At 66.5% G+C, this 24,044-nt stretch carries 33 protein-coding genes and 1 other RNA gene; 18 read left to right on the forward strand and 16 right to left on the reverse strand.

The annotated features are described in order from the left end of the window. Window positions 1-33 precede the first annotated feature (33 nt). The gene (locus tag ACW18A_RS02770) at window positions 34-1,317 is read left to right on the forward strand and encodes a S41 family peptidase (protein ID WP_492023294.1); all 1,284 of its coding nucleotides are present in this window, start codon (window positions 34-36) and stop codon (window positions 1,315-1,317) included. Here ACW18A_RS02770 and purT read toward each other — a convergent pair. The 5 genes from purT to tkt are packed head-to-tail and all read right to left on the reverse strand — an operon-like array spanning window position 1,307 to window position 6,517. After that, window positions 1,307-2,500 carry a formate-dependent phosphoribosylglycinamide formyltransferase gene (gene purT, locus ACW18A_RS02775; RefSeq protein ID WP_492023295.1) on the reverse strand — a complete coding sequence of 398 codons (1,194 nt, stop codon included), beginning with the start codon at window positions 2,498-2,500 and terminating at the stop codon, window positions 1,307-1,309. The genes ACW18A_RS02770 and purT overlap by 11 nt on opposite strands. Before the next feature lie 11 nt (window positions 2,501-2,511). Then, a complete protein-coding gene (locus ACW18A_RS02780) occupies window positions 2,512-3,333 on the reverse strand; it encodes an alpha/beta hydrolase (protein ID WP_492023296.1) in 822 nt (273 codons plus the stop codon). Further along, window positions 3,330-4,169 (reverse strand): hypothetical protein, encoded by an 840-nt coding sequence (locus ACW18A_RS02785; protein ID WP_492023297.1) that lies wholly within the window; start codon window positions 4,167-4,169, stop codon window positions 3,330-3,332. Before ACW18A_RS02785 ends, ACW18A_RS02780 begins: the two co-directional genes overlap by 4 nt. A gap of 12 nt (window positions 4,170-4,181) precedes the next feature. Beyond that, window positions 4,182-4,568 carry a VOC family protein gene (locus tag ACW18A_RS02790; RefSeq protein WP_492023298.1) on the reverse strand — a complete coding sequence of 129 codons (387 nt, stop codon included), beginning with the start codon at window positions 4,566-4,568 and terminating at the stop codon, window positions 4,182-4,184. Beyond that, complete coding sequence (gene tkt / locus ACW18A_RS02795; RefSeq protein WP_492024321.1) at window positions 4,568-6,517, reverse strand: transketolase; 1,950 nt, start codon at window positions 6,515-6,517, stop codon at window positions 4,568-4,570. The genes ACW18A_RS02790 and tkt overlap by 1 nt, the downstream gene beginning before the upstream one ends. A gap of 135 nt (window positions 6,518-6,652) precedes the next feature. Between tkt and ACW18A_RS02800 the strand changes: the two genes are divergently transcribed. From ACW18A_RS02800 to ACW18A_RS02850, 11 genes are all read left to right on the forward strand, one after another. After that, on the forward strand, window positions 6,653-6,913 hold the full coding sequence (locus ACW18A_RS02800; RefSeq protein ID WP_303695280.1) for a hypothetical protein: 261 nt from the start codon (window positions 6,653-6,655) through the stop codon (window positions 6,911-6,913). Next, window positions 6,913-7,239: a cell division protein ZapA gene (locus ACW18A_RS02805; protein ID WP_492023299.1), complete on the forward strand. Its 327-nt coding sequence runs from the start codon at window positions 6,913-6,915 to the stop codon at window positions 7,237-7,239. The genes ACW18A_RS02800 and ACW18A_RS02805 overlap by 1 nt, the downstream gene beginning before the upstream one ends. A 49-nt stretch (window positions 7,240-7,288) precedes the next feature. Next, window positions 7,289-7,451, forward strand: a non-coding RNA gene (gene ssrS / locus ACW18A_RS02810) — 6S RNA. A gap of 149 nt (window positions 7,452-7,600) precedes the next feature. Then, window positions 7,601-7,822 carry a hypothetical protein gene (locus ACW18A_RS02815; protein WP_492023300.1) on the forward strand — a complete coding sequence of 74 codons (222 nt, stop codon included), beginning with the start codon at window positions 7,601-7,603 and terminating at the stop codon, window positions 7,820-7,822. Window positions 7,823-7,884: 62 nt separating this feature from the next. Beyond that, window positions 7,885-8,376 (forward strand): 5-formyltetrahydrofolate cyclo-ligase, encoded by a 492-nt coding sequence (locus tag ACW18A_RS02820; RefSeq protein ID WP_492024322.1) that lies wholly within the window; start codon window positions 7,885-7,887, stop codon window positions 8,374-8,376. A gap of 31 nt (window positions 8,377-8,407) precedes the next feature. Further along, complete coding sequence (vapB, locus tag ACW18A_RS02825; protein WP_492023301.1) at window positions 8,408-8,656, forward strand: type II toxin-antitoxin system VapB family antitoxin; 249 nt, start codon at window positions 8,408-8,410, stop codon at window positions 8,654-8,656. Window positions 8,657-8,683: 27 nt separating this feature from the next. Then, window positions 8,684-9,076, forward strand: coding sequence for a PIN domain-containing protein (locus ACW18A_RS02830; protein WP_492024323.1), 393 nt, complete (start codon window positions 8,684-8,686; stop codon window positions 9,074-9,076). Further along, window positions 9,073-9,897 (forward strand): TIGR00282 family metallophosphoesterase, encoded by an 825-nt coding sequence (locus ACW18A_RS02835; protein ID WP_492023302.1) that lies wholly within the window; start codon window positions 9,073-9,075, stop codon window positions 9,895-9,897. The genes ACW18A_RS02830 and ACW18A_RS02835 overlap by 4 nt, the downstream gene beginning before the upstream one ends. 70 nt (window positions 9,898-9,967) lie before the next feature. Then, entirely contained in the window at window positions 9,968-10,423 is a 456-nt protein-coding gene (locus tag ACW18A_RS02840; protein ID WP_492023303.1) for a MotA/TolQ/ExbB proton channel family protein, read from the forward strand. Window position 10,424: 1 nt separating this feature from the next. Beyond that, window positions 10,425-10,736, forward strand: coding sequence for a BlaI/MecI/CopY family transcriptional regulator (locus tag ACW18A_RS02845; protein WP_492023304.1), 312 nt, complete (start codon window positions 10,425-10,427; stop codon window positions 10,734-10,736). A 95-nt stretch (window positions 10,737-10,831) separates the two neighbouring features. Then, window positions 10,832-11,641 (forward strand): DUF5694 domain-containing protein, encoded by an 810-nt coding sequence (locus ACW18A_RS02850; RefSeq protein WP_492023305.1) that lies wholly within the window; start codon window positions 10,832-10,834, stop codon window positions 11,639-11,641. A 1-nt stretch (window position 11,642) separates the two neighbouring features. Here ACW18A_RS02850 and ACW18A_RS02855 read toward each other — a convergent pair whose 3' ends face one another. Then, window positions 11,643-12,065: a DUF305 domain-containing protein gene (locus ACW18A_RS02855; RefSeq protein ID WP_492023306.1), complete on the reverse strand. Its 423-nt coding sequence runs from the start codon at window positions 12,063-12,065 to the stop codon at window positions 11,643-11,645. Window positions 12,066-12,379: 314 nt separating this feature from the next. After that, a complete protein-coding gene (locus ACW18A_RS02860; protein WP_492023307.1) occupies window positions 12,380-13,945 on the reverse strand; it encodes an alkaline phosphatase D family protein in 1,566 nt (521 codons plus the stop codon). A gap of 148 nt (window positions 13,946-14,093) precedes the next feature. Here ACW18A_RS02860 and ACW18A_RS02865 point away from each other — a divergent pair, with 148 nt between their 5' ends. The 4 genes from ACW18A_RS02865 (at window position 14,094) to ACW18A_RS02880 (ending at window position 16,198) form a co-directional block, all read left to right on the forward strand. Next, window positions 14,094-14,528: a peptidase S1 gene (locus ACW18A_RS02865; RefSeq protein WP_492023308.1), complete on the forward strand. Its 435-nt coding sequence runs from the start codon at window positions 14,094-14,096 to the stop codon at window positions 14,526-14,528. A gap of 147 nt (window positions 14,529-14,675) precedes the next feature. Continuing rightward, on the forward strand, window positions 14,676-15,107 hold the full coding sequence (locus ACW18A_RS02870; protein WP_492023309.1) for a peptidase S1: 432 nt from the start codon (window positions 14,676-14,678) through the stop codon (window positions 15,105-15,107). Window positions 15,108-15,217: 110 nt separating this feature from the next. After that, window positions 15,218-15,643 carry a hypothetical protein gene (locus ACW18A_RS02875; protein ID WP_492023310.1) on the forward strand — a complete coding sequence of 142 codons (426 nt, stop codon included), beginning with the start codon at window positions 15,218-15,220 and terminating at the stop codon, window positions 15,641-15,643. A gap of 123 nt (window positions 15,644-15,766) precedes the next feature. Continuing rightward, window positions 15,767-16,198 carry a peptidase S1 gene (locus tag ACW18A_RS02880; protein ID WP_492023311.1) on the forward strand — a complete coding sequence of 144 codons (432 nt, stop codon included), beginning with the start codon at window positions 15,767-15,769 and terminating at the stop codon, window positions 16,196-16,198. A gap of 37 nt (window positions 16,199-16,235) precedes the next feature. On the opposite strand, the gene purL is transcribed toward ACW18A_RS02880, so the two are convergent. Next, window positions 16,236-18,434 (reverse strand): phosphoribosylformylglycinamidine synthase subunit PurL, encoded by a 2,199-nt coding sequence (purL, locus tag ACW18A_RS02885; protein ID WP_492023312.1) that lies wholly within the window; start codon window positions 18,432-18,434, stop codon window positions 16,236-16,238. Between the two features lie 62 nt (window positions 18,435-18,496). Then, window positions 18,497-19,303, reverse strand: coding sequence for a TspO-related membrane protein (locus ACW18A_RS02890; RefSeq protein ID WP_492023313.1), 807 nt, complete (start codon window positions 19,301-19,303; stop codon window positions 18,497-18,499). Between the two features lie 97 nt (window positions 19,304-19,400). On the opposite strand from ACW18A_RS02890, the gene ACW18A_RS02895 reads away from it, so the two are divergent. Beyond that, window positions 19,401-19,571: a hypothetical protein gene (locus ACW18A_RS02895; protein WP_298160506.1), complete on the forward strand. Its 171-nt coding sequence runs from the start codon at window positions 19,401-19,403 to the stop codon at window positions 19,569-19,571. Here the strand turns inward: ACW18A_RS02895 and purQ are convergent. Genes purQ through purC form a run of 5 tightly spaced genes read right to left on the reverse strand, consistent with a single transcriptional unit; the run spans window position 19,568 to window position 22,051 of the window. Then, window positions 19,568-20,230 (reverse strand): phosphoribosylformylglycinamidine synthase subunit PurQ, encoded by a 663-nt coding sequence (gene purQ, locus ACW18A_RS02900; protein ID WP_492023314.1) that lies wholly within the window; start codon window positions 20,228-20,230, stop codon window positions 19,568-19,570. The two genes, ACW18A_RS02895 and purQ, sit on opposite strands and share 4 nt — an antisense overlap. Window positions 20,231-20,263: 33 nt before the next feature. Then, window positions 20,264-20,494 carry a hypothetical protein gene (locus tag ACW18A_RS02905; protein ID WP_492023315.1) on the reverse strand — a complete coding sequence of 77 codons (231 nt, stop codon included), beginning with the start codon at window positions 20,492-20,494 and terminating at the stop codon, window positions 20,264-20,266. A 37-nt stretch (window positions 20,495-20,531) separates the two neighbouring features. Next, complete coding sequence (locus ACW18A_RS02910; RefSeq protein WP_492023316.1) at window positions 20,532-20,996, reverse strand: YbhB/YbcL family Raf kinase inhibitor-like protein; 465 nt, start codon at window positions 20,994-20,996, stop codon at window positions 20,532-20,534. Between the two features lie 60 nt (window positions 20,997-21,056). Continuing rightward, entirely contained in the window at window positions 21,057-21,293 is a 237-nt protein-coding gene (purS, locus tag ACW18A_RS02915; RefSeq protein WP_309629974.1) for a phosphoribosylformylglycinamidine synthase subunit PurS, read from the reverse strand. Continuing rightward, the gene (gene purC / locus ACW18A_RS02920) at window positions 21,293-22,051 is read right to left on the reverse strand and encodes a phosphoribosylaminoimidazolesuccinocarboxamide synthase (RefSeq protein WP_298160490.1); all 759 of its coding nucleotides are present in this window, start codon (window positions 22,049-22,051) and stop codon (window positions 21,293-21,295) included. The genes purS and purC overlap by 1 nt, the downstream gene beginning before the upstream one ends. 291 nt (window positions 22,052-22,342) lie before the next feature. On the opposite strand from purC, the gene ACW18A_RS02925 reads away from it, so the two are divergent. After that, window positions 22,343-22,666, forward strand: coding sequence for a DUF1476 domain-containing protein (locus ACW18A_RS02925; RefSeq protein WP_492023317.1), 324 nt, complete (start codon window positions 22,343-22,345; stop codon window positions 22,664-22,666). 166 nt (window positions 22,667-22,832) lie between these two features. Here the strand turns inward: ACW18A_RS02925 and ACW18A_RS02930 are convergent, their stop codons facing one another. Continuing rightward, window positions 22,833-23,450 carry a fasciclin domain-containing protein gene (locus ACW18A_RS02930; protein WP_492023318.1) on the reverse strand — a complete coding sequence of 206 codons (618 nt, stop codon included), beginning with the start codon at window positions 23,448-23,450 and terminating at the stop codon, window positions 22,833-22,835. 102 nt (window positions 23,451-23,552) lie between these two features. After that, window positions 23,553-24,044: a DNA-deoxyinosine glycosylase gene (locus ACW18A_RS02935; protein ID WP_492023319.1), complete on the reverse strand. Its 492-nt coding sequence runs from the start codon at window positions 24,042-24,044 to the stop codon at window positions 23,553-23,555.

The following is a 24,044-nucleotide window of genomic DNA, read 5'->3' on the forward strand; positions in this document are numbered from 1 at the left end:
GGCGCGGCGGTTCGCCGGTCTAGGCTGGCCGGGATGGTTCTCCCCGCCCGCCGCGCCTTCCTGTCCCTGATCGCCGGCGCCGTCCTCCTTACGGGGGCGGCGTGCGCATCTTCGACCGCGCTCGCCCAGGCGGTCGAGACGATCGAGGCACCCGCGACCCCGACCCGCGACCAGGCTCGCATGAACGCGCGGGTGTTCGACACGGTCTGGAATCTCGTCCGCCGCCAGTATTACGATCCAGACCTGCATGGCCTGGACTGGAACGCCGCCCGTGAGACCTGGCGGCCGCAGGCGATCGCCGCCGCCGACGACCGCGACCTGTACCGGGCGCTCAGCGGCATGCTGGACCTGCTGGACGACGATCACGCCGGTGCCATTTCTGCCGCCGTCGCCCGCCGTCAGGACCAGCAGCGGACCCGGCGCGCGGTGATGGGGGTCTCTCTCGCCCGTCAGGACGGCGACCAGTGGCGTATCGAAAATGTCCGCGTCGGATCTCCGGCGGCGGAAGCGGGCCTCCAGCCGGGCTGGGTGCTCCAGGCCATCGACGGCCAGTCCTGGGGTGTCGATTTCGATGTGGAGGAAGGTCGGGCGCTGCAACTCGACCTGACCGACGAGGCCGGCACTCTGCAGCGCGTGTCGGTGGTTCCGCGCGTGATGGACCCGATCCCGGCCTTCAGCGTGGACGCGTCGCGACCCGGCGTGGTCGTCCTCCGCGTCGAAGGGTTCGAGTCCGGTCTGGGTCGCTGGCTGGGCCAGCAACTCGCGGACATTTCGCCCGAGACGGACGTCGTCATCGACCTGCGCGGCAACCCGGGCGGCCTGTTGCTGGAGGCGGATGCGACCCTGTCCTGCTTCCTGCCGGAGCGACAGGAATGGGCGACGCGGGTGTCGCGCAACGGTCGGCCCATGACCCTGTCGATCATGCCTGGCTGCGGAAACCTGACCGGCCCCGTGGCCAACGACGTCGCCCTGCTGGTCGATGGATCAAGCCGCAGCGCCGCTGAACTGACCCCCGCCGCGCTCCAGGAATCCGGCCGCGCCCTTGTCGTCGGCGAACACACCGCCGGGGCCGTGCTGATCTCCCAGGACAGCCCCTTGCCGGATGGCGGTCGCCTGACCCTCAGCCGCGCCGACTACATCACTGCCGGCGGCGTGCGGCTGGAGAAGCGCGGCGTTGAGCCCGACATCGTCGTGGTCCGCACGGCCGAGGAACGCCGCGCCGGATTGGACCCCGCACTGGACGCGGCGATCGCCGTCCTCGCCCTTCATCCCGAGGAACAGCGCGCCCGGGCAGCGGGGCGGATGCCTAGCTTCTGACGGGGCGCACGAGACTGGCGGCCAGGGTCGCACGCTCGCGCGCCTGATCCGTGGTCTCGCCCCGCGCCAGGGCCACGCCCATGCGTCGCCGCTCGAACGCCTCGGGCTTGCCGAACAGGCGCAGGTCGGCGGTCGGGACCGACAGGGCCTCGGCCACGCCCTCGTAGGCGATCCCGACCGCATCCATTCCGCCATAGATCACCGCGCTGGCGCCGATGTCGCGCTGGCTGACGTCGACCGGCAGACCGAGGATGGCCCTTGCATGCAGGGCGAACTCGCTCTGTGTCTGGGTCGCCAGTGTCACCAGCCCGGTGTCGTGCGGTCGTGGCGAAACCTCAGAGAACCAGACGTCGTCGCCCTTCACGAACAGCTCGACGCCGAAGACGCCGAGCCCGCCCAGAGCCTCCGTAACCTTGCTCGCGATGTCCTGCGCGGTCGCCAGAGAGGCCGCGCTCATGGCCTGGGGTTGCCAGCTCTCGACATAGTCGCCCTTGACCTGACGATGGCCGATGGGGGCGCAGAAGTCGGTGACCACGGTGCCGTCGCGCATCGAGCGAACGGTCAGCAGGGTGATCTCGAAATCGAACTCGATCCGTCCCTCGACGATGACCCGCGTCGTCTCGACCCGGCCTGACGACTGCGCATAGGCCCAGGCGTTGGCGGCGTCCTCATAGGCGTCGATGAAGGACTGGCCCTTGCCCGACGACGACATCACCGGCTTGACGAACACCGGCAGGCCGATGTCGTGCGCGGCCGCCGCCAGCTCCGCCGCCGAGCCTGCGAAGGCATAGGGGCTGGTCGGCAGGCCCAGTTCCTCGGCGGCCAGCCGACGGATGCCCTCGCGGTTCATGGTCAGCCGGGTCGCGCGCGCCGTCGGGATGACCCGCGCCAGTCCCGCCGCCTCGATGTCGGCCAGGACCTCGGTGGCGATGGCCTCGATCTCCGGCACGATGATGTGCGGGGCCTCGGCCATGATGACGCCGTTCAGCACCTGCGGGTCCGTCATCGGGATGACGTGGCCGCGATGCGCCACCTGCATGGCCGGGGCGTTGGCGTAGCGATCGACGACGATCACCTCGCAGCCCAGCCGCTGCAGCTCGATCGCGACCTCCTTGCCGAGTTCGCCGCCGCCGAGCAGCATGACGCGGACGGCGGTGTCGGAAAGAGGGGTGCCGAGGCGCATGGGAGGTCCAGTCAGTTCGAGGGGCGGGCGTACAGACGTCTGAAGGCGTCGAGCGCCGCTCCATGATAGATGGTCGCGTGGGTCTGGTCGGGACGCGGCGTAAAGTCCCAGGTCATACCCGGCATGGCGTGATCGCGAAGATTGCCGATCAGGACATCCATCGGAGCCTGCATCGCGGGCCCTTCGTCGCCCAGCGTCAGGATCAGCCGGCGCGGTTCGTTGGAGTGATCTCGCAAGTGGGCACCCGCTTGCCGGGCCAGCCGGCCGTCATCCCACCACAGGCTGGGGCTGACCGCGACATAGGCGTCGAAGGCCTGCGGTTCCTTCAGGAATATCTCGACCACGAATAGTCCGGCCAGGGATTCGCCCATCAGCGCGGTCTCGCCGCTGGTTCGAAACCGGTTCTCGACGAATGGCTGGACCTCTTCCATCAGGAACCGCCGGAATCGGTCGGAATGCCCCTGGGTCGGATAGCGGGAGATCAACTCCGGGTTCTCGGTCGGAAGAGCCAGTTCGTTGCGACGATCGACCGAGGCTACGCCGACCACGATCACGTCGCGGGTCGTGCCGACGATGGTCCCTAGCTGGGCCAGACCCGAGATGTGGTGGAAGTCCTGCGCCTGACCGCCGTCCAGCACATAGAGGACAGGGTAGGAGGCCGCGCCCTCCGCATAGCCGGGCGGGAGCCAGACGTTGATCTCGCGCGCGCCACCCATGATCGTCGAGGGCAGGGCGTAGGACTGGCCGATCACGATCGGCGTCGGCTCCTGCGCAAAAGCCGGCGACGACGCGAGCAGACAGGCGATGGTGGCCAGCAGCGGGAGCGACCTCATTGCGTTTGAGCGTCCGGCTCTTCCTTGGGCGCCCAGTTGCCGGCGGTCTTGCCGGCGGCGAGCGCGTCGATCAGCGCCGCAGGCGCGCCTGCCTCCCGCATCTCGTCAACGGTCAGATAGACGGTTCCGCCACAGGCCTGAACCACGTGCGCATAGTCGGCGTCGATGGCCACGCCGCCGTGCTCGGCATCGGCCCAGACGCGGAAGCCCTGACCCAACTCGTCACCCGCCTTGGGCGCCCAGACGTCCCGGCACTGTTCCCGCCATTCGGCGTCCGTCGCCTCTGCGAGCATCTTGCGCTCGTACAGCGTCTCCAGCCGGGGCGACCGGACGCTGTAGACGTAATCCGTCGGCATCCCTTCCTCGGCCTGGTCCTGAACCAGACCCAGGCCCGGCAGCAGGGCGACCCAGTTCACGCGCTCGCCGGTCGACAGGTCCCAGGTGATCGGGGTCTGCGAGGTCGAGGGATAGGGGCCGCCGCAAAAGATTTCGAGATGCTCGCGCAGGGTCAGATAGGCCGGACCCGTCATCGGTCGCGTGACGGTTCGGGTCCAGCCGTCGCCCTCCTGGCTGTCGGCCATCTGCCCGCATTCGCCCGCATCCGCCACGGCTGTGGCGTCCAGCCGGTCCAGTTCGGCATTGATGCGCACGATGGCCGGGCTGTCGCCGGACAGCCGGGGCATGGCCTCGATGTCGGCGGACAGCCTCGGCTTCTCGACCAGCATCAGGTCGCCTGCCGCACCGGCGACGCCCTCCGCCCGGGAGGCCGTACCCTGACCGCATGCGGCCAGCCCCAGCATCAGGGCGACCATCGCCGCGCTCGTGATCGTCTTCATGTCAGCCGCCCCTCATTCTGCCGGTTCGATCAGATCCCAGGCGTTGCCGTAAAGATCCTCGAAGACCACCACCTTGCCATAGGATTCGGACCTTGGGGCCTCACGGAAGATGACCCCGGCGGCCAGCCAGGCGGCGTGGTCGCGCATCAGGTCGTCGGTCTCCAGGAACAGCCAGACCCGGCCGCCCGCCTGATCGCCGATCCGGGCCGACTGAGCCTCCGTCGTCGCGCGGGCCAACAGCAGGGATGTCTCGCCGCCTTTCGGCGTGACCCGCACCCAGCGCTTGCCGCCGCCCATATCGGTATCCTCGCAGAGGTCGAACCCCAGCGTGCCGACATAGAAGGCGATGGCCTCGTCATAGTCGCGGACCAGCAGGCTGACCGCGCCGATGCGACTCATCAGAGGCGGGCCTTCACCGCTGCGACGATGGCGTCCGTCGTGATGCCGAACTCGCGGTACAGGACCTCCGCCGGAGCCGAGGCGCCGAAGCCGGTCATGCCGATGAAGGCGCCGTCCTCCCCGATGAACCGCTCCCAGCCCTGTTTGATCGCGGCCTCACAGGCGACCCGCACCGTACCCCGGCCGATGACAGAGGCCTGATAGGCGGCGTCCTGCTGTTCGAACAGTTCGAAACAGGGGACGGATACGACCCGCGTCGGCGTGCCTTCGCCTTCCAGCGTTTCGGCCGCCTTCAGCGCCAGCGGCATCTCGGTGCCGGTGGCGAACAGGGTAACCCGGGCCTCGCCGTTCGCGGGTCTCAACTCATAGGCCCCCCTGGCCGACAGGTTTTCGTCCGAAGCGGTCACGCGGACCGCCGCCGTCTTCTGGCGCGACAGGGCCATGGCCGATGGCGTGGCCTTGTGTTGCAGGGCCAGCTGCCAGCATTCGAACGCCTCGACCGTGTCGGCGGGGCGGAAGACCAGCAGGTTCGGGATCGCCCGAAGCGCCGCCAGATGCTCGACCGGCTGGTGCGTCGGGCCGTCCTCCCCCAGGCCGATCGAGTCGTGGGTCAGGACGTGGATCACGCGGATCCCCATCAGGGCCGCCATGCGGATGGCCGAACGCGAATAGTCCGAGAACACCATGAAGGTGCCGCCGTAGGGGATGACCCCGCCGTGCAGGGCCATCCCGGTCATGGCCGCCGCCATGCCGAACTCGCGAATGCCCCAGTTGACGTAGCGACCCTCATAGGTCGGCGCGTCCAGGATCGGCGTGCCCTTGACGAAGGTGTTGTTCGATCCCGTCAGGTCGGCCGAACCGCCGATCATCTCCGGCACGGCGCCGAACAGGGTCTCCAGCGCGGCCCCTGAGGCCTGGCGCGTCGCCTGGGCCGGCTTGTCCTCGATCAGGCGGGCGATGCCGGCGTTCAGGGCGTCGAACGCCGCTTCCGGCAGGTCGCCCTTTATGGCGCGGGTGAAGTCGGCGGCCTGGGACGAGGCGGCCAGACGGGCCTCCCAGGACTTGCGGTCCTTCGATCCGCGCTTGCCGACCTTCTTCCAGGCCTTGTCGATGTTTTCCGGAATGACGAACGGCTCGTGGTTCCAGGCCAGACCCAGACGGGTCGCGGCGATCTCGGCCGCGCCCAAGGCCGCGCCGTGGGTCTTGTGGCTGCCTTCCATGGTGGCGGCGCCCTTGCCGATCTTTGTTTTGCAGGCGATCAGAGTCGGCCTGTCCTGCCGCGTCGCCCACTGAAGCGCCGCCTTGATGGCCTTCACATCATGACCGTCGACGGCCTTCACGGCCCAGCCCGAGGCCTTGAAGCGGGCCTTCTGGTCCACGGTGTCCGACAGGCTGACCTTGCCGTCGATGGTGATCTCGTTGTCGTCCCAGAGGACGGTCAGCTTGTTCAGCCTGTAGCGACCGGCCAGGGCGATGGCCTCCTGCGACACGCCCTCCATCAGGCAGCCGTCGCCGGCGATGACCCAGGTGCGGTGGTCCACCAGGTCGTCGCCATACCGGGCGGCCAGATGGCGCTCGGCCATGGCGAAGCCGATGGAGTTGGCAAGGCCCTGACCCAGAGGACCGGTCGTGGTCTCGACGCCCGGCATGTGGCCGTACTCCGGGTGGCCCGCCGTCTTCGATCCCCACTGGCGGAAGTTCGACAGCTGTTCGGCCGTCGCGGCCTTGTAGCCGGTCAGGTGCAGCAGGGCGTAGATCAGCATCGAGCCGTGACCGGCCGACAGGATGAAGCGGTCGCGATCGGCCCAGTCCGGGCGGCTCGCATCGAACTTCAGGAATTTCGAGAACAGCACCGTCGCCACATCGGCCATGCCCATCGGCATGCCTGGGTGGCCGCTTTTGGCCTTCTCCACCGCATCCATGGCCAGGACGCGTATGGCGTCCGCCATCATCTTGGGGGTCGCTTTTTCGGGTGCGTCTGAGGGGCGGGCCACGAGTGGACCTTTCGTCTTGGTGCGGAAAAGGGAGGCGCGCCGCTTTACCCCGGCGTCACGGCGGGTTCTATACGAAATCTGGAGGAAACGATGGCCGACGCCTCGACAGCTGCGCGCGACAGGATCGACCGGGCCCTCGCCTTGCTGGAACGCAAGGTGCTGGAGCTGAAGGCGCGTCCCGCCATCGCGCCGCGCCTGGCCGACGACGATCTGTTCGCCATCCCTTTGCCCGCCGGGCCGGACGAGCATCGCCGCATCGCCGAACTCGAGGCCGCCGGGCGTGACGCCTCAGCCGCGCTCGCCGCCGCCGCCATGGCCGTGCGCGACATCCTTGCCCGGGACGACGCCTGATGGCGACGGTCACGGTCGAGATCAACGGACGCCCCTATGCCGTGGGCTGCGCCGACGGACAGGAGGAGCGGGTCCGCATCCTCGCCAAGCAATTCGACGTCCATGTGCGCCAGGTCGCCGGCGATGTCGGGCATGTCGGCGACATCCGCCTGTTCCTGATGGCCGCCCTGGTCCTGGCCGACGAACTGCACGAGGTGCGGATGGGCGGAGGGACGGGCGCTGCTGTCCCCGCCGGCTCGGCTTCGGCCCCGCTTTCGGACACCGGCGTGGCCGAGGCCCTCAACGCCGTCGCCGCCCGGATCGAGAAGATCGCCTCCCTCCTGTAAGGCGGCCATTGTTCCGCCCCCTGTGAAAGACTATCTTCCTCCACGGCGGGTCATGCTGTGGCTCTCGTCGAAGGCAACATATCCTCGCGGCCTTAATTCACTCGAAGGGATCTGCCCCTGTCTGACCTCGTGGGGTCGGGTACGCGGAGCCCACCTGGCTACCCAGGCTCGAGAGGATTTAAACCGTCCTTCACGGCTCTTACGGCGCCGCCAACTTCCCTGTTCCTGAGTGCGCCATCGCTCGCCCCCCGGTCCGATCTTGGATCGGCCGGAGGACAGGCTTTGCGGTCGCTCACTGCTTGAGCGCGCCGCGCCCCCGGCGTAGATAAGCTGGGGCAAGCGCCAGCTTGAGGAGTAGGCCATGAAACGCGTCTGGTTTGGTCCGAAGCTGGTCGGCTGGGGCGCATCCCCGGCGAGCTGGGAAGGCTGGGCCGTCACCGGCGTCTTCATTCTGGCGATCGTCATCACCGTTCATCTTTTTCGTGAAAGCGCCTGGGTCTGGGCACTGATGCTGGCCGAGATCGCAATCTTCTTTGTCGTGGTCATCCTGACCTGCGACAAGAACGCCCGGACGCACGTCTGACCTACCCGGACAAGCCAGATCTCCGCGCCGAGGCCCGCGCAGCACGACGCCGGCTGGCCGCGCTGGAGCCGTTCGCCGCCGACCGCGCAGCGTCTCACATCGCCGACCTGCCTTCAGCCGCCCTCGTCGCCGTCTATCGCGCCATCGGTTCCGAACTGGATCCCGAGCCGCTGGGCCGTGCCCTGATCGAGACCGGTCATGGTCTGTGCCTGCCCGTCGCGCTGGAGCGGGACGCACCGATGATCTTCCGTCGCTGGTCGCCCGGCGAACCGCTGGAGATGGACGCCGCCGGCTGTCCCGCGCCCCTGCCGTTGGCCGAGGTGGTCGACCCCGACCTGATCATCACACCCCTGCTGGCCTTCGACGACTTCGGCGGACGCCTGGGTCAGGGCGGCGGCTACTACGACCGGACCTTTGCGGCATGGCCCGACGCCATCCGCATTGGCCTTGCCTATGCCGGCCAGAACAGACCCAGGCTGCCAACCGAAGACCACGACGTCCGACTGCATGGCGTGCTGACCGAGGTCGGCTATCGCTCATGTATATCCCGTTGACATATACTTGCCGTCTCCCGATAGTGTCGGCATGAACGCGCCCTTCAAACCTCCGCACGGAAAAGCGACGATCTTCACGTCCAACCGATCCCAGGCCGTGCGCTTGCCGAAGGCGGTCGCCTTCCCTGACGGCGTGAAGGAGTTGCGCGCGATCCCGCAGGGCAAGGGTCTGTTGCTGGTTCCGGTGAACGCCTTGTGGGATGATTTCTTTGACCAGCCGGGCATTGATTTTCGCATCGCCGAGGACGTGATCGACGACACCGTGATCCAGTTCGACTAGGTGTATTTGCTCGATTCCGACATTTTCGTGCGCATTTTGCGCAATAGACCCCGCGAGTTGAACGTTCGACTTAATGAGCAGGCCGCCGACATTTTCACGTCTGTGGTTGTACGACATGAACTCATGCATGGTGCACTCAGGTCGTCCAGGCCGGTAGAGCAAAGAGCCTTGGTCGAGAGCTTGCTCGCACGGGTCACGGTGCTGGAATTCAATTCCGACGACGCTGACCACGCAGCCGATATCAAGGCCGATCTTCAACGCCGCGGTCAGATGATCGGCGCGAACGACCTTCTCATCGCCGGCCACGCCCGGAGTCGATCCCTTATCGCAGTGACCGGCAATCTGCGCGAATTCGGTCGCGTGGATGGTCTGCGCTGTGAAGACTGGCCGGCCGGCCCCCCTGGACCCTACCTGATATGAGACTTGCCTTCTTCGGCGACGTGATCGGCAAGTCCGGTCGCGACGGCCTGTCCGACCATCTGCCCGGCCTGAAGCGGGTGCTCAAGCTCGACTTCGTGGTGGTCAACGCCGAGAACGCCGCCGGCGGTTTCGGCATCACCGAGAATACGGCGAAAGAGCTGTTCATGGCCGGCGCCGACTGCCTGACGCTGGGTAACCATTCCTGGGACCAGCGCGAGGCCCTGACCTATATCGTGCGCGAGCCGCGCCTGATCCGTCCGGCCAACTATCCCCGGCTGATGGACGCGCCCGGTGCCGGCGCCAACCTGTTCGAGACCGACAGCGGCCGCACCGTCCTGGTGATGAACGTCCTGGGCCGCATCCATATGGACCCCAACGACGATCCGTTCAGCGCCGTGGATCGCGAATTGAATGCTGCCCCCCTGGGCCACGTCGCCGACGCCGTCATCGTCGACATGCACGCCGAGGCGACCTCGGAGAAGATGGCCATGGGCCATTTCTGTGACGGCCGCGCCAGCCTTGTCGTCGGCACCCACACCCATGTTCCGACTGCCGACTGCCAGATCCTGCCCGGCGGCACGGCTTACCAGACCGACGCCGGCGGTTGCTGCGACTATGACTCTGTCATCGGCAACGAGAAGGAGGAGCCCCTGCGGCGCTTCACTACCCGCATCTCGGGCGGTCGGTACAATCCGGCCAGCGGCCCGGCCACCATCTGCGGCGTCTATGTCGAGACCGACGACAAGACCGGCCTCGCCACCCGGGTCGAGCCCATCCGGGTCGGCGGCCGCCTCAGCCAGCACATCCCGAGCGCCGCCTGACGCCGCTGTTGACAGGAATGATTACGCGTGTAACCTTCTTGGTCTACAAACGTAGTCCAACGAGACAGCCATGTTTGCTTCGCGTTCGCTGCCGATCCTGTCCGCCGTCGCTCTCGTGACCGTTCCGGGCGTCGCCCTGGCGCAGGGCCTTACGCCGGTCACGATCTTCCTTGAAGCCGCGCCTTCGATGAAGGCGATCATCCTCGCCCTGATCATCGCCGCCATCGCCGCCGTCATCGTGACGGTGAAGAAGGTCACTTCGGGTCCGCATCTGTCGGGCGGCTCGACCTATCTCTCGGCGCTGCGACTTGGCGCGCCCCTGCTTGGTCTGCTTGGCGCCGCGTTCAACGGCCTGATGATGTTCGTCGGCCTCGCGAAGTTCGGATCCCAGCCTATCAACGTCCTGGCCCCCGGCCTGGCCGAGGCGACCTTCCTCGTGGTCATGGGCCTGATCGTCGGCGTGATCGCCGTGATCTGCCATTGGGCCGTTGAGGCCCGCGTCGATCGCGCCGTCCTCAGGGCCTGAGGTGGGGCGCATCGCCGTCACCGAGGCGGAGAGCGCCATCCTCTCCGCCCTGTGGCGTCACGGTCCGCTCTCCTTCGCCTCCCTGATCGAGACGGTGAAGGCCGACAACGCCTGGGGCGACGCCACCATCAAGACTCTGCTGGGCCGTCTGATGCGCAAGGGCGCGGTGCGCTCCGAACGCGACGACGGCCGCCAGCGGTACCACGCCGCGATCGAACGCCGGGACTATCTGAACGGTGAGATTCAGAGCCTGACCGACCGCCTGTTCTCCGGCGACCGCGAGGCCCTGATCCGACATCTGTCGGAAACTTAATTCCGCCCGTTGCATCCATAGGGCGCCGGCGACGCCTCTCAACAGAAACCCTGTCGGAGACACCCGTGCTGAAAATACTTGCTCTCGCCGCAGCCTTGCTGACGCCGACGATTGCCGCGGCACAGGTCCCGTCCGTCGAACCCGCGCCGATTCAGGTGATGATCGTGGGGACCTTCCACTTCGACAATCCGGGACAGGATCTGAACAACGCCACGATCGACCCTGTCACCACTCCGGCTAAACAGGCCGAACTCGCAGCCATCGCCGAGGGTCTGCGCCATTTTCATCCGACCGCAATCGCGGTGGAGCGGGATGCGACCGATACCGCGACCTTGCTGGACCATCTCTATCCGGAGTTCACTCCGGCCATCTTGCTCACGAACGCCGATGAACGTGTCCAGATCGGCTACCGGCTCGCCGCGCTCGAGGGTCTGGACCGGGTCTACGCCATCGACGAGGTCGGCGGTGAGGACGAGCGCGACTACTTCCCGTTCGACAAGGTGATGGCCTGGATCGAGGCGCACGGCCGCCAGGCGGAGTGGGAAGCGATAAACGGCCAGGTGGCGGCCATGACGGACGACCTGACCCGACGCCAGAGAACCGAAACCATCGGCGCGCTGCTGGCAGACATGAACCGGCGCGACCACCCCTTAAACGGCTCCATGGACTTCTACTACGGGCTTCTGGCGTTCGGCGACTCCGTCGATCAGCCGGGCGCGGAGCTCAACGCGGCCTGGTACGAGCGGAACGCCAAAATTTTCGGCAAATTGATGCAGACGGCCCGGCCCGGCGATCGCATCGTGGTCGTCTACGGGGCTGGGCACCTCTATTGGCTACGCCATTTCGTGGAGAGCACGCCGGGCTTCGTGCTGGTCGATCCGACCCCCTACCTCGCCGGGACATAGGTCAGGGCGCGGCGGCCGGTCGCCAGGCGCGCATCTCGGCGATCTCGCGGGTCTGGGCAGCGATGACCGCCTCTGCCATCCGGCGCACTTCGGGATCGCGACTGTCGCGCAAGGCGACCTCCGCCATGGCCACCGCGCCCTGATGGTGGGCGATCATCTTGGCGATATAGGCCTGATCGACCGTCTCACCCGAGGCGGCGGCCATCAGTCGATGCATCTCCGCTTCCGACGCGGCGAAGGCCTGATTTCCCGCCGTCCCATGATCCCCGTCATGAGGCCCTGAGACCTCGCCGGCCGTCACCGTCGCGGCCTGGTTGACGGTCGCGGCCTCGCGCACCGCCTGCTCCACCGGATCGCCGCCGCCGTCACAGGCGACGAGCAAGACGGGGAGGGCGGTCAGGACGATGAGAGAGTGACGGATCATGGAGGGGCCCTGCTGAGTTCGTTCGGAGTCAGCATGCTGCAAAATCCGGCCGCCGTCTCGCTCCACGCTGTCGCGGATGTGACTCGTAGGAGAATAAAATCCTCTTGAAGCCTTGTCGTCTGCTGTGTTCCCTCCATGTCGGGGGCGGGTCTTTGAAACCGTTCAACCTGCCGCCCGGGGAACCACTGGGCGAGCCGGACGATCTGGTCGAACTCACGGCGCCGGAAAATCCATAGCCTCCTGATTTCGTTGCGATCGGGCCGGACTCTCCGGACTCTCCGGACTGTGTTCTGGAGTCCGGAGCGCCGCGCGGATCAGGCGTCGTGAAGCCGGCCGTCGCCCGCTTCGACCACCATCGACTTGCGCGTCGTCAGCACCCCGTCGCGGTCGTGGATCTGGTCCAGCACCTTGAACTCGGTCTGCCAGCGTTCCGGCGTCACGTCGCAGATCACATAGCCGCGCTGGCTGTTGCGGAACTTCAGCTGGGGATTGGCAGACAGGAACTCGGCCTGATCGGCGCGCTGGTCCTGGCCGTCGCCCCCCGAGCTGATCGAGGTGGAGACGAACTCGGTCGCGATCGGAGCGCCTTCGGGATTGCGCCCGTCCAGATAGAGCTCACCGGCATAGTTCTGGTGCTCGTCGCCGGTCAGGACCACGGTGTTGGCGATCCGGCGGTCACGGATATGGCGTAGCAGCCGCTCACGCGGCACGCGGTATCCGGCCCAGCTGTCGGTGTTGACGCCATAGGCCTCGCCGGGATTGCGATCCAGATCCATGACCATGACCTGCTGGGCCAGGACCTTCCAGGTCGCTTCAGAGCGATCGAGGTTGTCCAGCAGCCAGGCCTCCTGGACCTCGCCCAGCATCTGGGCGTTGCGGTCACTGATGGCGTCGCAGGACGAGTTGAACCGGTCGTCGCACGGCTGGTTGGTGCGGAACTGGCGCGTATCCAGCAGGTTCAGGTCCAGCAGGTTTCCATACTGGGCCCGGCGGTACAGTTGCATCGCCGATCCGCGCGGGAAGGACGACCGGCGCAGGGGCATATGTTCGTAATAGACCTGCATGGCCGCCTGCTGGCGCAGGGCGAAGAGCGCCGGATCGGTGCCATCTTGGTCCAGATCGGCGGCCCAGTTGTTGTCGATCTCATGGTCGTCCCAGACGGTGAACCAGGCGGCCGAGGCGTGGCTGGCCTGCAGGTCGGCGTCCATCTTGTACTGGGCGTAACGCTGACGGTAGTCGGTGACGGAATAGATCTCGCCGCCGATGTGCTGGCGCAGGTTCTCCTGCGGTCCGTTCGGCCCGTTGAACAGCCGGTTGCCGCGGCCCTCATAGATGTAGTCGCCGTAGCAATAGATGAAATCCAGATCCTCGGCGGCGATCTTGCGGTGGGCGGTATAGTAGCCCTGCTCATAGGCCTGGCAGCCCAGGATCCCGAACCTGGCCCCCGCCAGGGCGGCCCCTGCGACGGGGGCGGTCTTGGCCCGGCCCGTGGCGCTGCGCTCGCGGCCGGCAGTGAAGCGATAGAAATAGGGGCGACCGGGTTCCAGTCCGCCCACCTCGACATGGACGGCGTGGCCCAGTTCGGGTCTCGCGACCGCCTCGCCGGTGCGCACCACGGTGGCGAAACCGGCGTCGACGGCGACCTCCCAGGTCACGGCCATCGGCTGCGACGGCATGCCGTGGTCAGGCTCCAGCGGTTTGGGGGCCAGCCGGGTCCAGATCACGAACCCGTCGGGCAGGGGATCGCCGGCGGCCACGCCCAGCTGGAACGGATTCTCGTCGAAGATGGCCTGGGCCAGGGCCTGGCGCGGCAGGCTGGCGGCGACTGATCCAGCCCCGAGACCGGTCAGAAGCAGGCGGCGTGAGAGGAACAGGGACATCGCAAACTCCGGCTGGGCGGTCTGGATACGGCGTCCATGTGACATGGATGCGAGGGTGGTCGTCAGAAACAAGAGGGTTGTAAGGTCAAGCTCAACGGAGTCATGTTAGCCCAAGGCGGCGGGGGCTGCTCACCAAGGGAGGGAACCCATGAAAACGCTTCTTAGTATTGCCGCAGCCTGTGTCATGGCCGGCCTGGCCACCGGCGCATCCGCGCAAACCATTTCGCTCTCGGCCGGCTTCCTGCCGGACCCGGTCACATACGAGACCTATTCGGGCGGCCCGAACCAGGCGTCCGCGATTCCCGGCAGCAGCGGCTGTGTGGGCACGGTCGGGGTCTATGCCGACTTCAAGCTGAATTTCAGCTCCAATGGCGGACCGCTGAACATCGGCGTCCGCTCCTCGTCCGACACCAGCCTGATCATCAAGAGCCCGAACGGCTGGGTCTGCGATGACGACACCTACGGCCTCAATCCCTCACTGGAATGGGGCAGTGCTCCCAGCGGCTGGTACGAGATCTGGGTCGGTGCCGTCGGCGACAGCGCGCCCGCGACCATCGTCATCACCGAGGGCAGCCTGAACTAGCCCTTCCTTCTTCCGGACCGAATGATGCCGGGCCCGGTTTGCCAGGTCAGACGTCTCCCCCTGTCCGACCCGGCCTGTCACGCTGCGGACAAATCAAGAAACAACAAAGGAAACCAGCCCATTCGTACCGTACTTCTCGCGTCCGCCGTGGCCGCCGCCCTGATGGCCTGCGCTGCCACCTCAGTCGCTGCCCAGGACCCCAGCGCCCCTGCCAGCTCGGGCGGCATGCGCGCCCGCGCTGGCTTCACGCCGGATCCCATCCGGGTCAGCGTCTATTCCGGCGGCTCGGTCGACGCCTCGCGCCTCGGCGGCTCCTGCGTCGGCATGATCGCCGGCGCACCGGACTATGAGTTCACCTACACCGCCGGCTCGTTCCCGCTGAGCTTCGGAGTCACTTCCAATGGCGACACCAGCCTGGTCATCAACGGCCCGGACGGCCGTTGGTACTGCAACGACGATGCCGAGGGCCTGAACCCGATCCTGACCTGGGGTCGCCCGCCGAGCGGCGCCTACGACATCTGGGTCGGTGCCGTCGGCGAGGGCGCGTCCGCCACCCTCTACATCAGCGAGAGCCAGTAAGGCTGTCCTCGACGTCAGGTCGCTTCATTGCGGCCCGGCTAAAGATATCGCTGCGTAATGAACACCATACATCTTTCGCGGGGCCCTGCCCCCAGCACTGGAATAGACCCATGATCAAACACTGCCTTGCTCTCATCGCCGCCTGTTCTGTGACGGCCGCTGCGCCCGCTTACGCCCAGGAATATCTCGAACTTTCGGGCGGTTTCGGGTCCTATGAGCTCACGATTTACGCCGGTGGTGGCATGGACGCCTCCAGCTTCGCGAACACCTGCGTCGGAATGGTCAGCGACGTGGCGCAGTTGAATTTCGAGTACGACGGCTACGGCGGACCTCTGGTGATTTCCGGCTGGGGCGACGAGGACATCAGCCTCGCTGTCAATGGGCCTGACGGACGATGGTACTGCAATGACGACACAAACGGCCTGAACCCGCGGGTGAACTGGAACTCGGCCCAGAACGGCATGTACAACGTCTATGTCGGCGCGGTCAGCAGCAACGCCCAGGGCCTGCCGGTGACGATCTCGATCTCCGAGTAGAAGTCCCTGCCACCATCTACCGCGCGACGGGGAGGCCCGGCGGCAGCGCCGGGCCAAATGGGCGGGCAAAGAGATGCCGTTCTTTAGTCCGCCCTTCCCGTCCCAAACGACAGAGAACGATTGATGCTGAAACGCTTTCTGGTCCTGGGGGCCGCCTTCGCTGCCATGGCCGCCGCCCCGGCCCCGGCCCAGGACTATGTCGAACTGACCGGCGGCTTCGGGCCGGAGTCGCACAATGTCACGGCCTATGCTGGCGGCGACATCGACGCCTCGACCATTGCCAGCGGCTGCGTCGGCATGGTCGGTGACAGCGATTCGGTCACCCTGTCCTTTACCGCCTATGGCGGGCCGTTGATCATCACTGCCTATTCGGAGGCCGATACCAGCCTGGTCGTCAACGGCCCGGACGGCCGCTGGTATTGCAATGACGACACCGAGGGGCTGAACCCGCAGGTCCGCTGGAATACTGCGCAGAGCGGCGTCTACAACATCCGCGTCGGTGCCGTGAGCTCCAGCGCCCAGGATGTGCCGGTCAACGTCGCCTTTATGGAATAGTGGCGGCAGGCCGCCTCCGACCCGGAGACCTGACCGGTCAGCCCTCGATCCACTGCGGCATCCAGCCTTCGTGGATCTCCCGCAGATGCTTCAGCGGAATGCTGAACAGGTCGGTCGAGGCGAAGGCATCACCCTTGGCCTGACCGACGACCGAGGCGTGCAGCCCTGCCTCGCGCGCCGCCGCCAGCACGTCCTGCGGATTCGGGACGGCGACCAGGTAGCGGGCCTGATCCTCTCCGAACAGGAAGACATGGGCATGGGTCGCGCTGGAGGCGTCGAGAACCACACCGACGTCCGAGGCCAGGGCCAGGTCCGCCGCCGCGCCGATCAGGCCACCGTCAGACAGGTCGTGGACACAGGTCAGCCGCCCGCCCTCGATCATCTCACGCACGAAGTCGCCGGTCTTGCGCTCGAGCTTCAGGTCCACCGGCGGAGGCGCCCCGTCCTCGCGGCCCAGAACCTCGCGCAGATAGATCGAGGCCCCCAGTTCGCCCTGGGTTTCGCCGATCAGGACCAGGGTGTCGCCCGTCTCCATGGTCGAGAAACCGGTCACGACGTCATAGTTGGTCAGCAGGCCCACGGCCCCCACGGTGGGGGTCGGCGGAATGGCGACGCCGTTGGTCTCGTTATAGAGCGATACGTTCCCGCTCACGACCGGGAAGTCCAGGGCACGGCAGGCCTCTGCCATGCCGTCGATGGCGCGAACGATCTGCCCCATGATCTCGGGCCGCTGCGGGTTGCCGAAGTTCAGGTTGTCGGTGATGGCGATGGGCAGGGAGCCGACGGCCGTCAGGTTGCGCCACGCCTCGGCCACGGCCTGTTTCCCGCCCTCATAGGGGTCGTTCTGGACATAGCGAGGGGTGCAGTCCGAGGTGACCGCCAGACCCTTGTCCGTGCCATGCACCCGCACCACGCCCGCGTCGGCGCCGGTGGCCGAGTCCTGCAGGGTGTCGGCCATGACGTGGCGATCGTACTGTTCCCAGATCCAGCGCTTGGACGCCATGTCGGGACAGGTCAGGACCTTCAGCACCGCGTCTTCCCAGACCGTCGGAGCCGGGACCTCGCCAGGCGAAAGACGCGGATGGAGCGCCGGCTGGACCCAGGGGCGATCATACAGGGGCGCGTCGTCGAACAGCGGCGCCAGCGGCACGTCGCAGACGACCTGGCCGTGGTGGTTCAGGATCAGGCGGCCGGTCTCTGTCGTCTTGCCGATGACGGCGGCGTCCAGTCCCCATTTCTCGAAGATGCGGTGGCCGTCGGCCTCGCGGCCCGGCTTCAGAACCGCCAGCATCCGCTCCTGGCTCTCGGACAGCATCATCTCATAGGCCGACATGCCGGTTTCCCGCTGGGGAACGGCATCCATGTTGAGTTCGATCCCCACGCCGCCCTTGCCGGCCATTTCCACCGAGGACGAGGTCAGGCCCGCCGCGCCCATGTCCTGGATCGCCGCCACGGCGCCCGAAGCCATCAGCTCCAGCGTGGCCTCGATCAGCAGCTTCTCGGCGAAGGGGTCGCCGACCTGGACCGTGGGGCGTTTGGATTCGGACTCGTCGTCGAACTCGGTCGAGGACATGGTTGCGCCGTGGATGCCGTCGCGGCCGGTCTTTGATCCGAAATAGACCACCGACATGTTCGGTCCCGGGGCGGCCGAGTAGAAGATGGCGTCCGCCTTCGCCAGGCCCACGCACATGGCGTTGACCAGGATGTTGCCGTTGTAGCCCGAGTGGAAATTGGTCTCGCCCGCCACGGTCGGGACCCCGACGCAGTTGCCATAGCCGCCGATGCCGGACACCACGCCCTTGACCAGACGCTTCGTTTTCTCATGGCCCACGTCGCCGAACCGCAGGGCATTCAGCAGGGCCACCGGGCGCGCCCCCATGGTGAAGACATCGCGCATGATCCCGCCGACGCCTGTCGCCGCGCCCTGATAGGGCTCGATGAAGGAGGGGTGGTTGTGGCTCTCCATCTTGAAGATACAGGCGTCGCCGTCGTCGATGTCGATGACGCCCGCGTTCTCGCCCGGTCCGCAGATGACGCGCGGCCCGGTGGTCGGGAACTTGCCCAGATGGATCTTCGAAGACTTGTAGGAGCAGTGCTCGGACCACATCACCGAGAAGACCCCCAGTTCCAGCTGGTTCGGCTCGCGCCCCAGTCGATCGAGGACGACCTGATATTCAGCCGTGTTCAGCCCGTATTCGGCGGCCAGTTCGGCCATGGTCTTTTCAGGTGCGCTCATGGCCGCGCCTCATAGCGGGACTCGGTCTCGAACCCAAGCACCCGCCTGAACTCGACGGCCGCCTAGCTCCCGGCGCGCCTCGGCACCAGCGCGATCACCAGACCGCCACCGAGCACCACCAGTGAAGCCGCGAGAGCCCCGAAGGCCAGGACGGCATTGCCCTTGGCTTGCTCCGCGACGAACACGCCCAGTAACCCCCAGGCGATCGGCAGGGGATAGGCCAGCAGTCGCGTCCGCCAGGTGACCAGCAGGCCCGCGCCGGCCGCCGCCGCGACGGCCAGCAGCGCCCATCCGGTCGGCGGCAGGATTGAGGGCAGGTCGCCGTTGCCCGTCGCGATCGTCAGCAGGTTCACCGGGGCCGCAATGGTCAGCCAGCCGGCGAGGGCGGCCAGCGGCCAGACCGTCATCCAGCGATCGCGGTCGCCTTTCGACAACGCACGGATGGCGTCAGCCTTCCGCAGCAGCGGGATCAGCAACACCGACAGTGATCCGAAGATCAGCACGATGGTCGCGACCTCCAGGTCCCAGGCCGCCGCCAGTATCCACCAGCCAATGCCCAGCAGAGCCAGGACTGACGGCCAGCCGAAGGTGCGGAGCATTTCACTCTCGCGGGTCTTTGGCAGCAACTGGCGCACGGCATAGACGATCAGGCCGAGATAGATCGGTCCCCAGATCGCAAAGGCCCAGCCGACGACCCGCAGGGTCGCATCGCTGTCAGCGGCGAACTCGGCCGGCGATTGCCCGAGGTTCACCAGTTGTTGCAGTTGGCCGGTAGCCAGCGCGAAGACCATGCAGGCGAAGACAGCCAGCCTTCGGATCTGCCGGGACGGATCGGCAGGAACGAGAGTCGTGGGGGGCGAGGTGCTCATACCCAACACTACGCACATCACGTATCAAAGTTCAGCCGGAACCGGCCGTTCCGGGAAACGCTATCTGTCTCACACCCCCCGAACAGGAGAACCGACCATGGTCGATCCTAAAATTCCCGCCGACATGCCCGACCCGGACACGGCAGAGGTCGAGACAAATCTCGCATTGGAACAGGGTCTTGGCGTGGGTGCCAGAGAACTGGCCTCGATCGGCGAATCCGGCGCAGAGGGCACCCTGGATCGCGACGAGGATACCGAAGAAGCCTAGGCCGCCGCGTAAATCGAGCGGAACAGGGTCGCGCCGTCGGCGGAGCCCAACTCGGCCTCGAAAGCGCGGTCAGGGTGGGGCATCAGGCCCAGGACATTGCCACGCGCGTTCTGGATACCGGCGATGTTTGCGACCGAGCCGTTCGGATTGTCGACGTAGCGGAACACGACCTGGCCCTCGCCCTCGATCCGGGCGAGGGTTTCGGCGTCGGCGAAATAGTTTCCATCGCCATTGCCCTGGGTCATGACGACCTCGCGCTGGCCCTGATAGCCGGCGGTGAAGCGGGTCTGGCCGTTGGTGACTTCCAGCGAGATCGGCTTGCAGACGTATTTCAGCCCGGCGTTCTTCAGTAGTGCCCCGGGAAGCATTCCGGCCTCGCACAGGATCTGGAAGCCGTTGCAGATGCCGACGACGACCACGCCATTGTCGGCAGCCTGTTTGACTGCCCGCATGACCGGCGACTGCACCGCCATGGCCCCGCAACGCAGGTAGTCCCCATAGGAGAAGCCGCCCGGCAGAACGATCAGATCGAGGCCCGAAGGCAGTTCGGTCTCCTGGTGCCAGACCATCTCGACCCGCTCGCTGGTCGACCGTTCGATGGCGACCTTGCAGTCGCGGTCGCAGTTGGACCCGGGGAAGACGATGACGGCTGCGCTCATGGCGCGGGCGTTTAGCAGGATTTGTCCGGCTTGTCAGTGCGCGGGTTCGACGAGTCCGGGACGCACCTCTATGCGATCCACGCGGTCTTCCATATGGCCCAAGCGATTGTAGATTTTGCCCACATCCTGCTGGATCGCGACAAGGTGGCCTCGAACGGCGGTCATCTGCTGCTTCAGATCGGACATATCGAAGCGGACGGCGGATACATCCCTTTGCACAGCCTTGAGCACCTCATGGATCAGGTCGTTTGTCGCATCGGCCATGAGGCGAAACCAATCAGAGTTCGCAGTGGCCTCCAACTCAGCCTCTGTTCTCGTAGGTCGCCGTGATCGAGGCCCTGGCCAGGGTGTGGAAGTGCAGGTTGAAGCCGAACACGGCGCCGGAGTTTTCAGGCGTGACTTCCAGCCGCTCCACATCCACGGCGAAGACGGTGAAGACGTAGCGGTGCGGTCCGTGTCCCGGCGGCGGGGCGGCTCCACCAAAGCCCGGCGTGCCGAAATCGGTGCGGCCCTCGACCGCGCCGGAGGGCAGGGGGCCGCCCGCCGGGATCTCGCTGACGCCCACCGGAACGTTGGCCACGGTCCAGTGCCAGAAGCCGGACCCGGTCGGCGCGTCGGGATCGAATACGGTGATCGCGAACGACTTCGTCCCCTCGGGCACCCCGGCCCATGCCAGGTGCGGAGACGTATCTCCATGGGCCTGCACCTGCGCGTTCGGGAGAACGTCGCCGTCCTTGAAGTCGTCGGAGGTCAGGGTGAAGGCCATCGGTCGCTCCTCCGGGTTTACGGCGCTTGAAACGATCATCCGCCCGAGGGGTTGCGGCCCTTAGGCGACCTCGACCCGGTAGCTCTCGATCACGGTGTTCGCCAGCAGGGTCTCGCACATCTTTTTGGCCTCGGCGGCCGGATCTTCCGCGCCTTCGAGATCGAACTCGATCAGCTTGCCGACCCGGGCGTCGGCGACGCCGGCCCAGCCCAGACCCTTCAACGCGCCTTCGACGGCCTTGCCCTGAACATCCAGCACGCCGGGCTTCAGGAAGACGTGAACCTTGACCCTGGCCATCAGTGCAGTCCCCCCTGAATCACGGTCGGCATGTCCTTCATGATGCCGAGGCGTTTGGCGACCTCGGTATAGCTCTCGATGACATTGCCCAGATCGCGGCGGAACCGGTCCTTGTCCATCTTCTCGCCGGTCGCGGTGTCCCACAGACGGCAGCTGTCCGGGCTGATCTCGTCGGCCAGGATGACGCGGGCGAAGTCGTTCTCCCACACCCGGCCGAACTCGATCTTGAAGTCCACCAGGGTGATGCCGACCGCGCCGAACATGCCGGACAGGTAGTCGTTCACCCGCAGGGTCATGGCCAGGATGTCGTCGATCTCCTGCGTGCTCGCCCAGTTGAACGCCGTGATGTGCTCTTCCGTCACCATCGGGTCGTTGAGCTCGTCCTTCTTGTAGTAGAACTCGATGATCGAGCGGGGCAGGGGCGTGCCCTCCTCCTGGCCCAGTCGCGTCGCCAGTGAGCCGGCCACGATGTTGCGGCACACGACTTCCAGCGGAATGATCTCGACCTCGCGGATCAGCTGCTCGCGCAGGTTCAGGCGCTTGATGAAGTGGTTGGTGACGCCGATGCCATTGAGGCGGGTCATCACGAACTCGCTGATGCGGTTGTTGATGACGCCCTTGCCCTCCAGCGTCGCCTTCTTCTGGGCGTTGAAGGCCGTGGCGTCGTCCTTGAAATACTGGATCAGGGTGCCGGGCTCGGGTCCTTCGTAGAGGATCTTGGCCTTGCCCTCGTAAATCTTCTTGCGCTTCGAATTCATCATCTTGGGTCCCGGACGGGGATGCGCTGTCGCCCTGAAACGAAAATCGCGCGTCCAGAGTGGGTCTGGGCGGCGCGGTCCGGTCTCGAGCTGAGCGGGAAATTGATCGGCCTCTCCTTAGCCGAATGCGCCCTGCGACACAAATGACCGTCGCAAGCCACAGCTGGGAAAAGTCCGTGGACGGGAGGCTGACTGCGAGCCGATATTCGTTGCGTTCGTTGACGCCCGGTCATAGACCACCCCGGCGGAGCCGCATCCTTCTCTGGCCCGCGACGGATGGACTGACGACTGATGACGACCTTCAATGATCGGGAAAAGGGCTTCGAGTCCAAGTTCGCGCTCGATCAGGAGCAAGAGTTCAAGGCCATGGCCCGGCGCAACAAGCTGCTGGGTCTGTGGGCGGCTGAGAAGATGGGCCTGAGCCCCGATTCGGCCGAGGAATACGGCAAGGCCGTCGTCCGCGCCGATTTCGAACAGCCGGGGGACGAAGACGTCTTCCGCAAGATCGCCGGCGACTTCAAGGGCTCGGGCCTGACCGTCTCCGAGGGCGAGATCCGCTCCAAGATGGACGAACTGGCCTCTATGGCCCGCGACCAGGTCCGCGCCGGGGAGTAGTCACCGCCGCTGCCGGTCCTGACGCTACTGACAAAGGAAAAGGGCCGCACCCGGGGGGAGTGCGGCCCTTCCCTTATCGGGGGCCGGGGGGGATAGCCTCACCCGATATCTTGCGTCTTGCGCCTCATTGAAATGCGGCGGGACGCAAAGGGTTCACCGGAATAATTCAGCCCGGCATCACGACGGTGTCGATGACGTGAACCACGCCGTTCGATTGCAGGACATCGGCCTGGGTCACGCGCGAGGATCCGCCCTTGGCGTCGGTCAGGGTGACCGAACCGTCCGGGTTCACATTAACCGTCAGGGTGTCGCCTTCGACCGTGGTCAGCTCGACCTTGCCGCCGTTGGCCTGGGCCTGCGTCGCCAGGTCGGCGGCGGTCAGGCGGCCGGGCACGACGTGGTAGGTCAGGATGCTGGTCAGGCCCGCCTTGCCGGCTGGAGCCATCAGCGCTTCACGCGTCGCGGCCGGAACCTTCTCGAAGGCGGCATTGTCCGGCGCGAAGACAGTGAAGGGGCCCGGTCCCGAGAGGGTCTCGACCAGGTCGGCGGCCTGGACGGCGCTGACCAGGGTGGTCAGGTTGGAGGCCTTGGCGGCGTTGGCGACGATGGTTTCGCTGGGGCTCATCGAGGCACCGCCGACGACGGGGTCGGTCGAAGCGGTGGCCATGGTCGCTGCGGGGGCGGCCTCGGTCGCGGCGGTGTCGGTCTCGGCTCCGTTGTTGCACGCGGCGAGGCCCAGAAGGGCGGCGGAGGCGACGGTGAGGGTGAGCATGCGCGTGTTCATCGGGGTCTTCTCCTGAGTTCGCCGCTTCGCGCGGCTCATGTCGTAAAGACGGGTGAGCGACGTCATCGGATGCGCGCCGATCACGTTTTCCGGCGTGACAGGTTACCGCAGCGCAGCGCCCAGGACGGACCAGGCAACCGCCTTATCGGCCAAGGGGCGAGTGTGGGCGGGGCTTGAGGAGGGCAGGTCGATCAACCTGAGCACCGGCCCGGACGACAGCGTCCGTCGTCCCTGTCGCGACGCCATGGCTCCATTGAACGCCACCGCCTTCAGGTGAGGCAGGGTCGCGATCAACGCGTTCAGGTCGGCAGCCTCTGGATCGCGGATCGCCGCATCCAGGCTGCCGGGCCGCATCGCCCCCGCGATCACGTCCCACAGGCCGATGCCCTCGGCCCGGATCGTGTCCAGCCTCGCCTCATAGGCCAGCCCGACCAGATCGCGTCCGAGGACGCCGCCGATCAGCCGCCAGAAATCATTGCGGGGGTGGGCATAGTATTGCCCGGCCTTCAGCGAGGTGTCGCCCGGCAGACTGCCGAGGATCAGCAGCCGCGTCTCCTGATCGACGGCCGGTGCGAAAGCGCGTTTGAGCGTCAC

Source organism: Brevundimonas sp. AVps5, assembly GCF_058681515.1.

Coding starts and splice junctions, on each gene's coding strand:
- ACW18A_RS02770 (WP_492023294.1), top strand. CDS start 34: ATGGTTCTCCCCGCCCGCCGCGCCTTCCTGTCCCTGATCGCCGGCGCC.
- purT (WP_492023295.1), bottom strand. CDS start 2,500: ATGCGCCTCGGCACCCCTCTTTCCGACACCGCCGTCCGCGTCATGCTG.
- ACW18A_RS02780 (WP_492023296.1), bottom strand. CDS start 3,333: ATGAGGTCGCTCCCGCTGCTGGCCACCATCGCCTGTCTGCTCGCGTCG.
- ACW18A_RS02785 (WP_492023297.1), bottom strand. CDS start 4,169: ATGAAGACGATCACGAGCGCGGCGATGGTCGCCCTGATGCTGGGGCTG.
- ACW18A_RS02790 (WP_492023298.1), bottom strand. CDS start 4,568: ATGAGTCGCATCGGCGCGGTCAGCCTGCTGGTCCGCGACTATGACGAG.
- tkt (WP_492024321.1), bottom strand. CDS start 6,517: ATGGCGGACGCCATACGCGTCCTGGCCATGGATGCGGTGGAGAAGGCC.
- ACW18A_RS02800 (WP_303695280.1), top strand. CDS start 6,653: ATGGCCGACGCCTCGACAGCTGCGCGCGACAGGATCGACCGGGCCCTC.
- ACW18A_RS02805 (WP_492023299.1), top strand. CDS start 6,913: ATGGCGACGGTCACGGTCGAGATCAACGGACGCCCCTATGCCGTGGGC.
- ACW18A_RS02815 (WP_492023300.1), top strand. CDS start 7,601: ATGAAACGCGTCTGGTTTGGTCCGAAGCTGGTCGGCTGGGGCGCATCC.
- vapB (WP_492023301.1), top strand. CDS start 8,408: ATGAACGCGCCCTTCAAACCTCCGCACGGAAAAGCGACGATCTTCACG.
- ACW18A_RS02835 (WP_492023302.1), top strand. CDS start 9,073: ATGAGACTTGCCTTCTTCGGCGACGTGATCGGCAAGTCCGGTCGCGAC.
- ACW18A_RS02840 (WP_492023303.1), top strand. CDS start 9,968: ATGTTTGCTTCGCGTTCGCTGCCGATCCTGTCCGCCGTCGCTCTCGTG.
- ACW18A_RS02855 (WP_492023306.1), bottom strand. CDS start 12,065: ATGATCCGTCACTCTCTCATCGTCCTGACCGCCCTCCCCGTCTTGCTC.
- ACW18A_RS02860 (WP_492023307.1), bottom strand. CDS start 13,945: ATGTCCCTGTTCCTCTCACGCCGCCTGCTTCTGACCGGTCTCGGGGCT.
- ACW18A_RS02865 (WP_492023308.1), top strand. CDS start 14,094: ATGAAAACGCTTCTTAGTATTGCCGCAGCCTGTGTCATGGCCGGCCTG.
- ACW18A_RS02875 (WP_492023310.1), top strand. CDS start 15,218: ATGATCAAACACTGCCTTGCTCTCATCGCCGCCTGTTCTGTGACGGCC.
- ACW18A_RS02880 (WP_492023311.1), top strand. CDS start 15,767: ATGCTGAAACGCTTTCTGGTCCTGGGGGCCGCCTTCGCTGCCATGGCC.
- purL (WP_492023312.1), bottom strand. CDS start 18,434: ATGAGCGCACCTGAAAAGACCATGGCCGAACTGGCCGCCGAATACGGG.
- ACW18A_RS02890 (WP_492023313.1), bottom strand. CDS start 19,303: ATGAGCACCTCGCCCCCCACGACTCTCGTTCCTGCCGATCCGTCCCGG.
- ACW18A_RS02895 (WP_298160506.1), top strand. CDS start 19,401: ATGGTCGATCCTAAAATTCCCGCCGACATGCCCGACCCGGACACGGCA.
- purQ (WP_492023314.1), bottom strand. CDS start 20,230: ATGAGCGCAGCCGTCATCGTCTTCCCCGGGTCCAACTGCGACCGCGAC.
- ACW18A_RS02905 (WP_492023315.1), bottom strand. CDS start 20,494: ATGGCCGATGCGACAAACGACCTGATCCATGAGGTGCTCAAGGCTGTG.
- ACW18A_RS02910 (WP_492023316.1), bottom strand. CDS start 20,996: ATGGCCTTCACCCTGACCTCCGACGACTTCAAGGACGGCGACGTTCTC.
- purS (WP_309629974.1), bottom strand. CDS start 21,293: ATGGCCAGGGTCAAGGTTCACGTCTTCCTGAAGCCCGGCGTGCTGGAT.
- purC (WP_298160490.1), bottom strand. CDS start 22,051: ATGAATTCGAAGCGCAAGAAGATTTACGAGGGCAAGGCCAAGATCCTC.
- ACW18A_RS02925 (WP_492023317.1), top strand. CDS start 22,343: ATGACGACCTTCAATGATCGGGAAAAGGGCTTCGAGTCCAAGTTCGCG.
- ACW18A_RS02930 (WP_492023318.1), bottom strand. CDS start 23,450: ATGAACACGCGCATGCTCACCCTCACCGTCGCCTCCGCCGCCCTTCTG.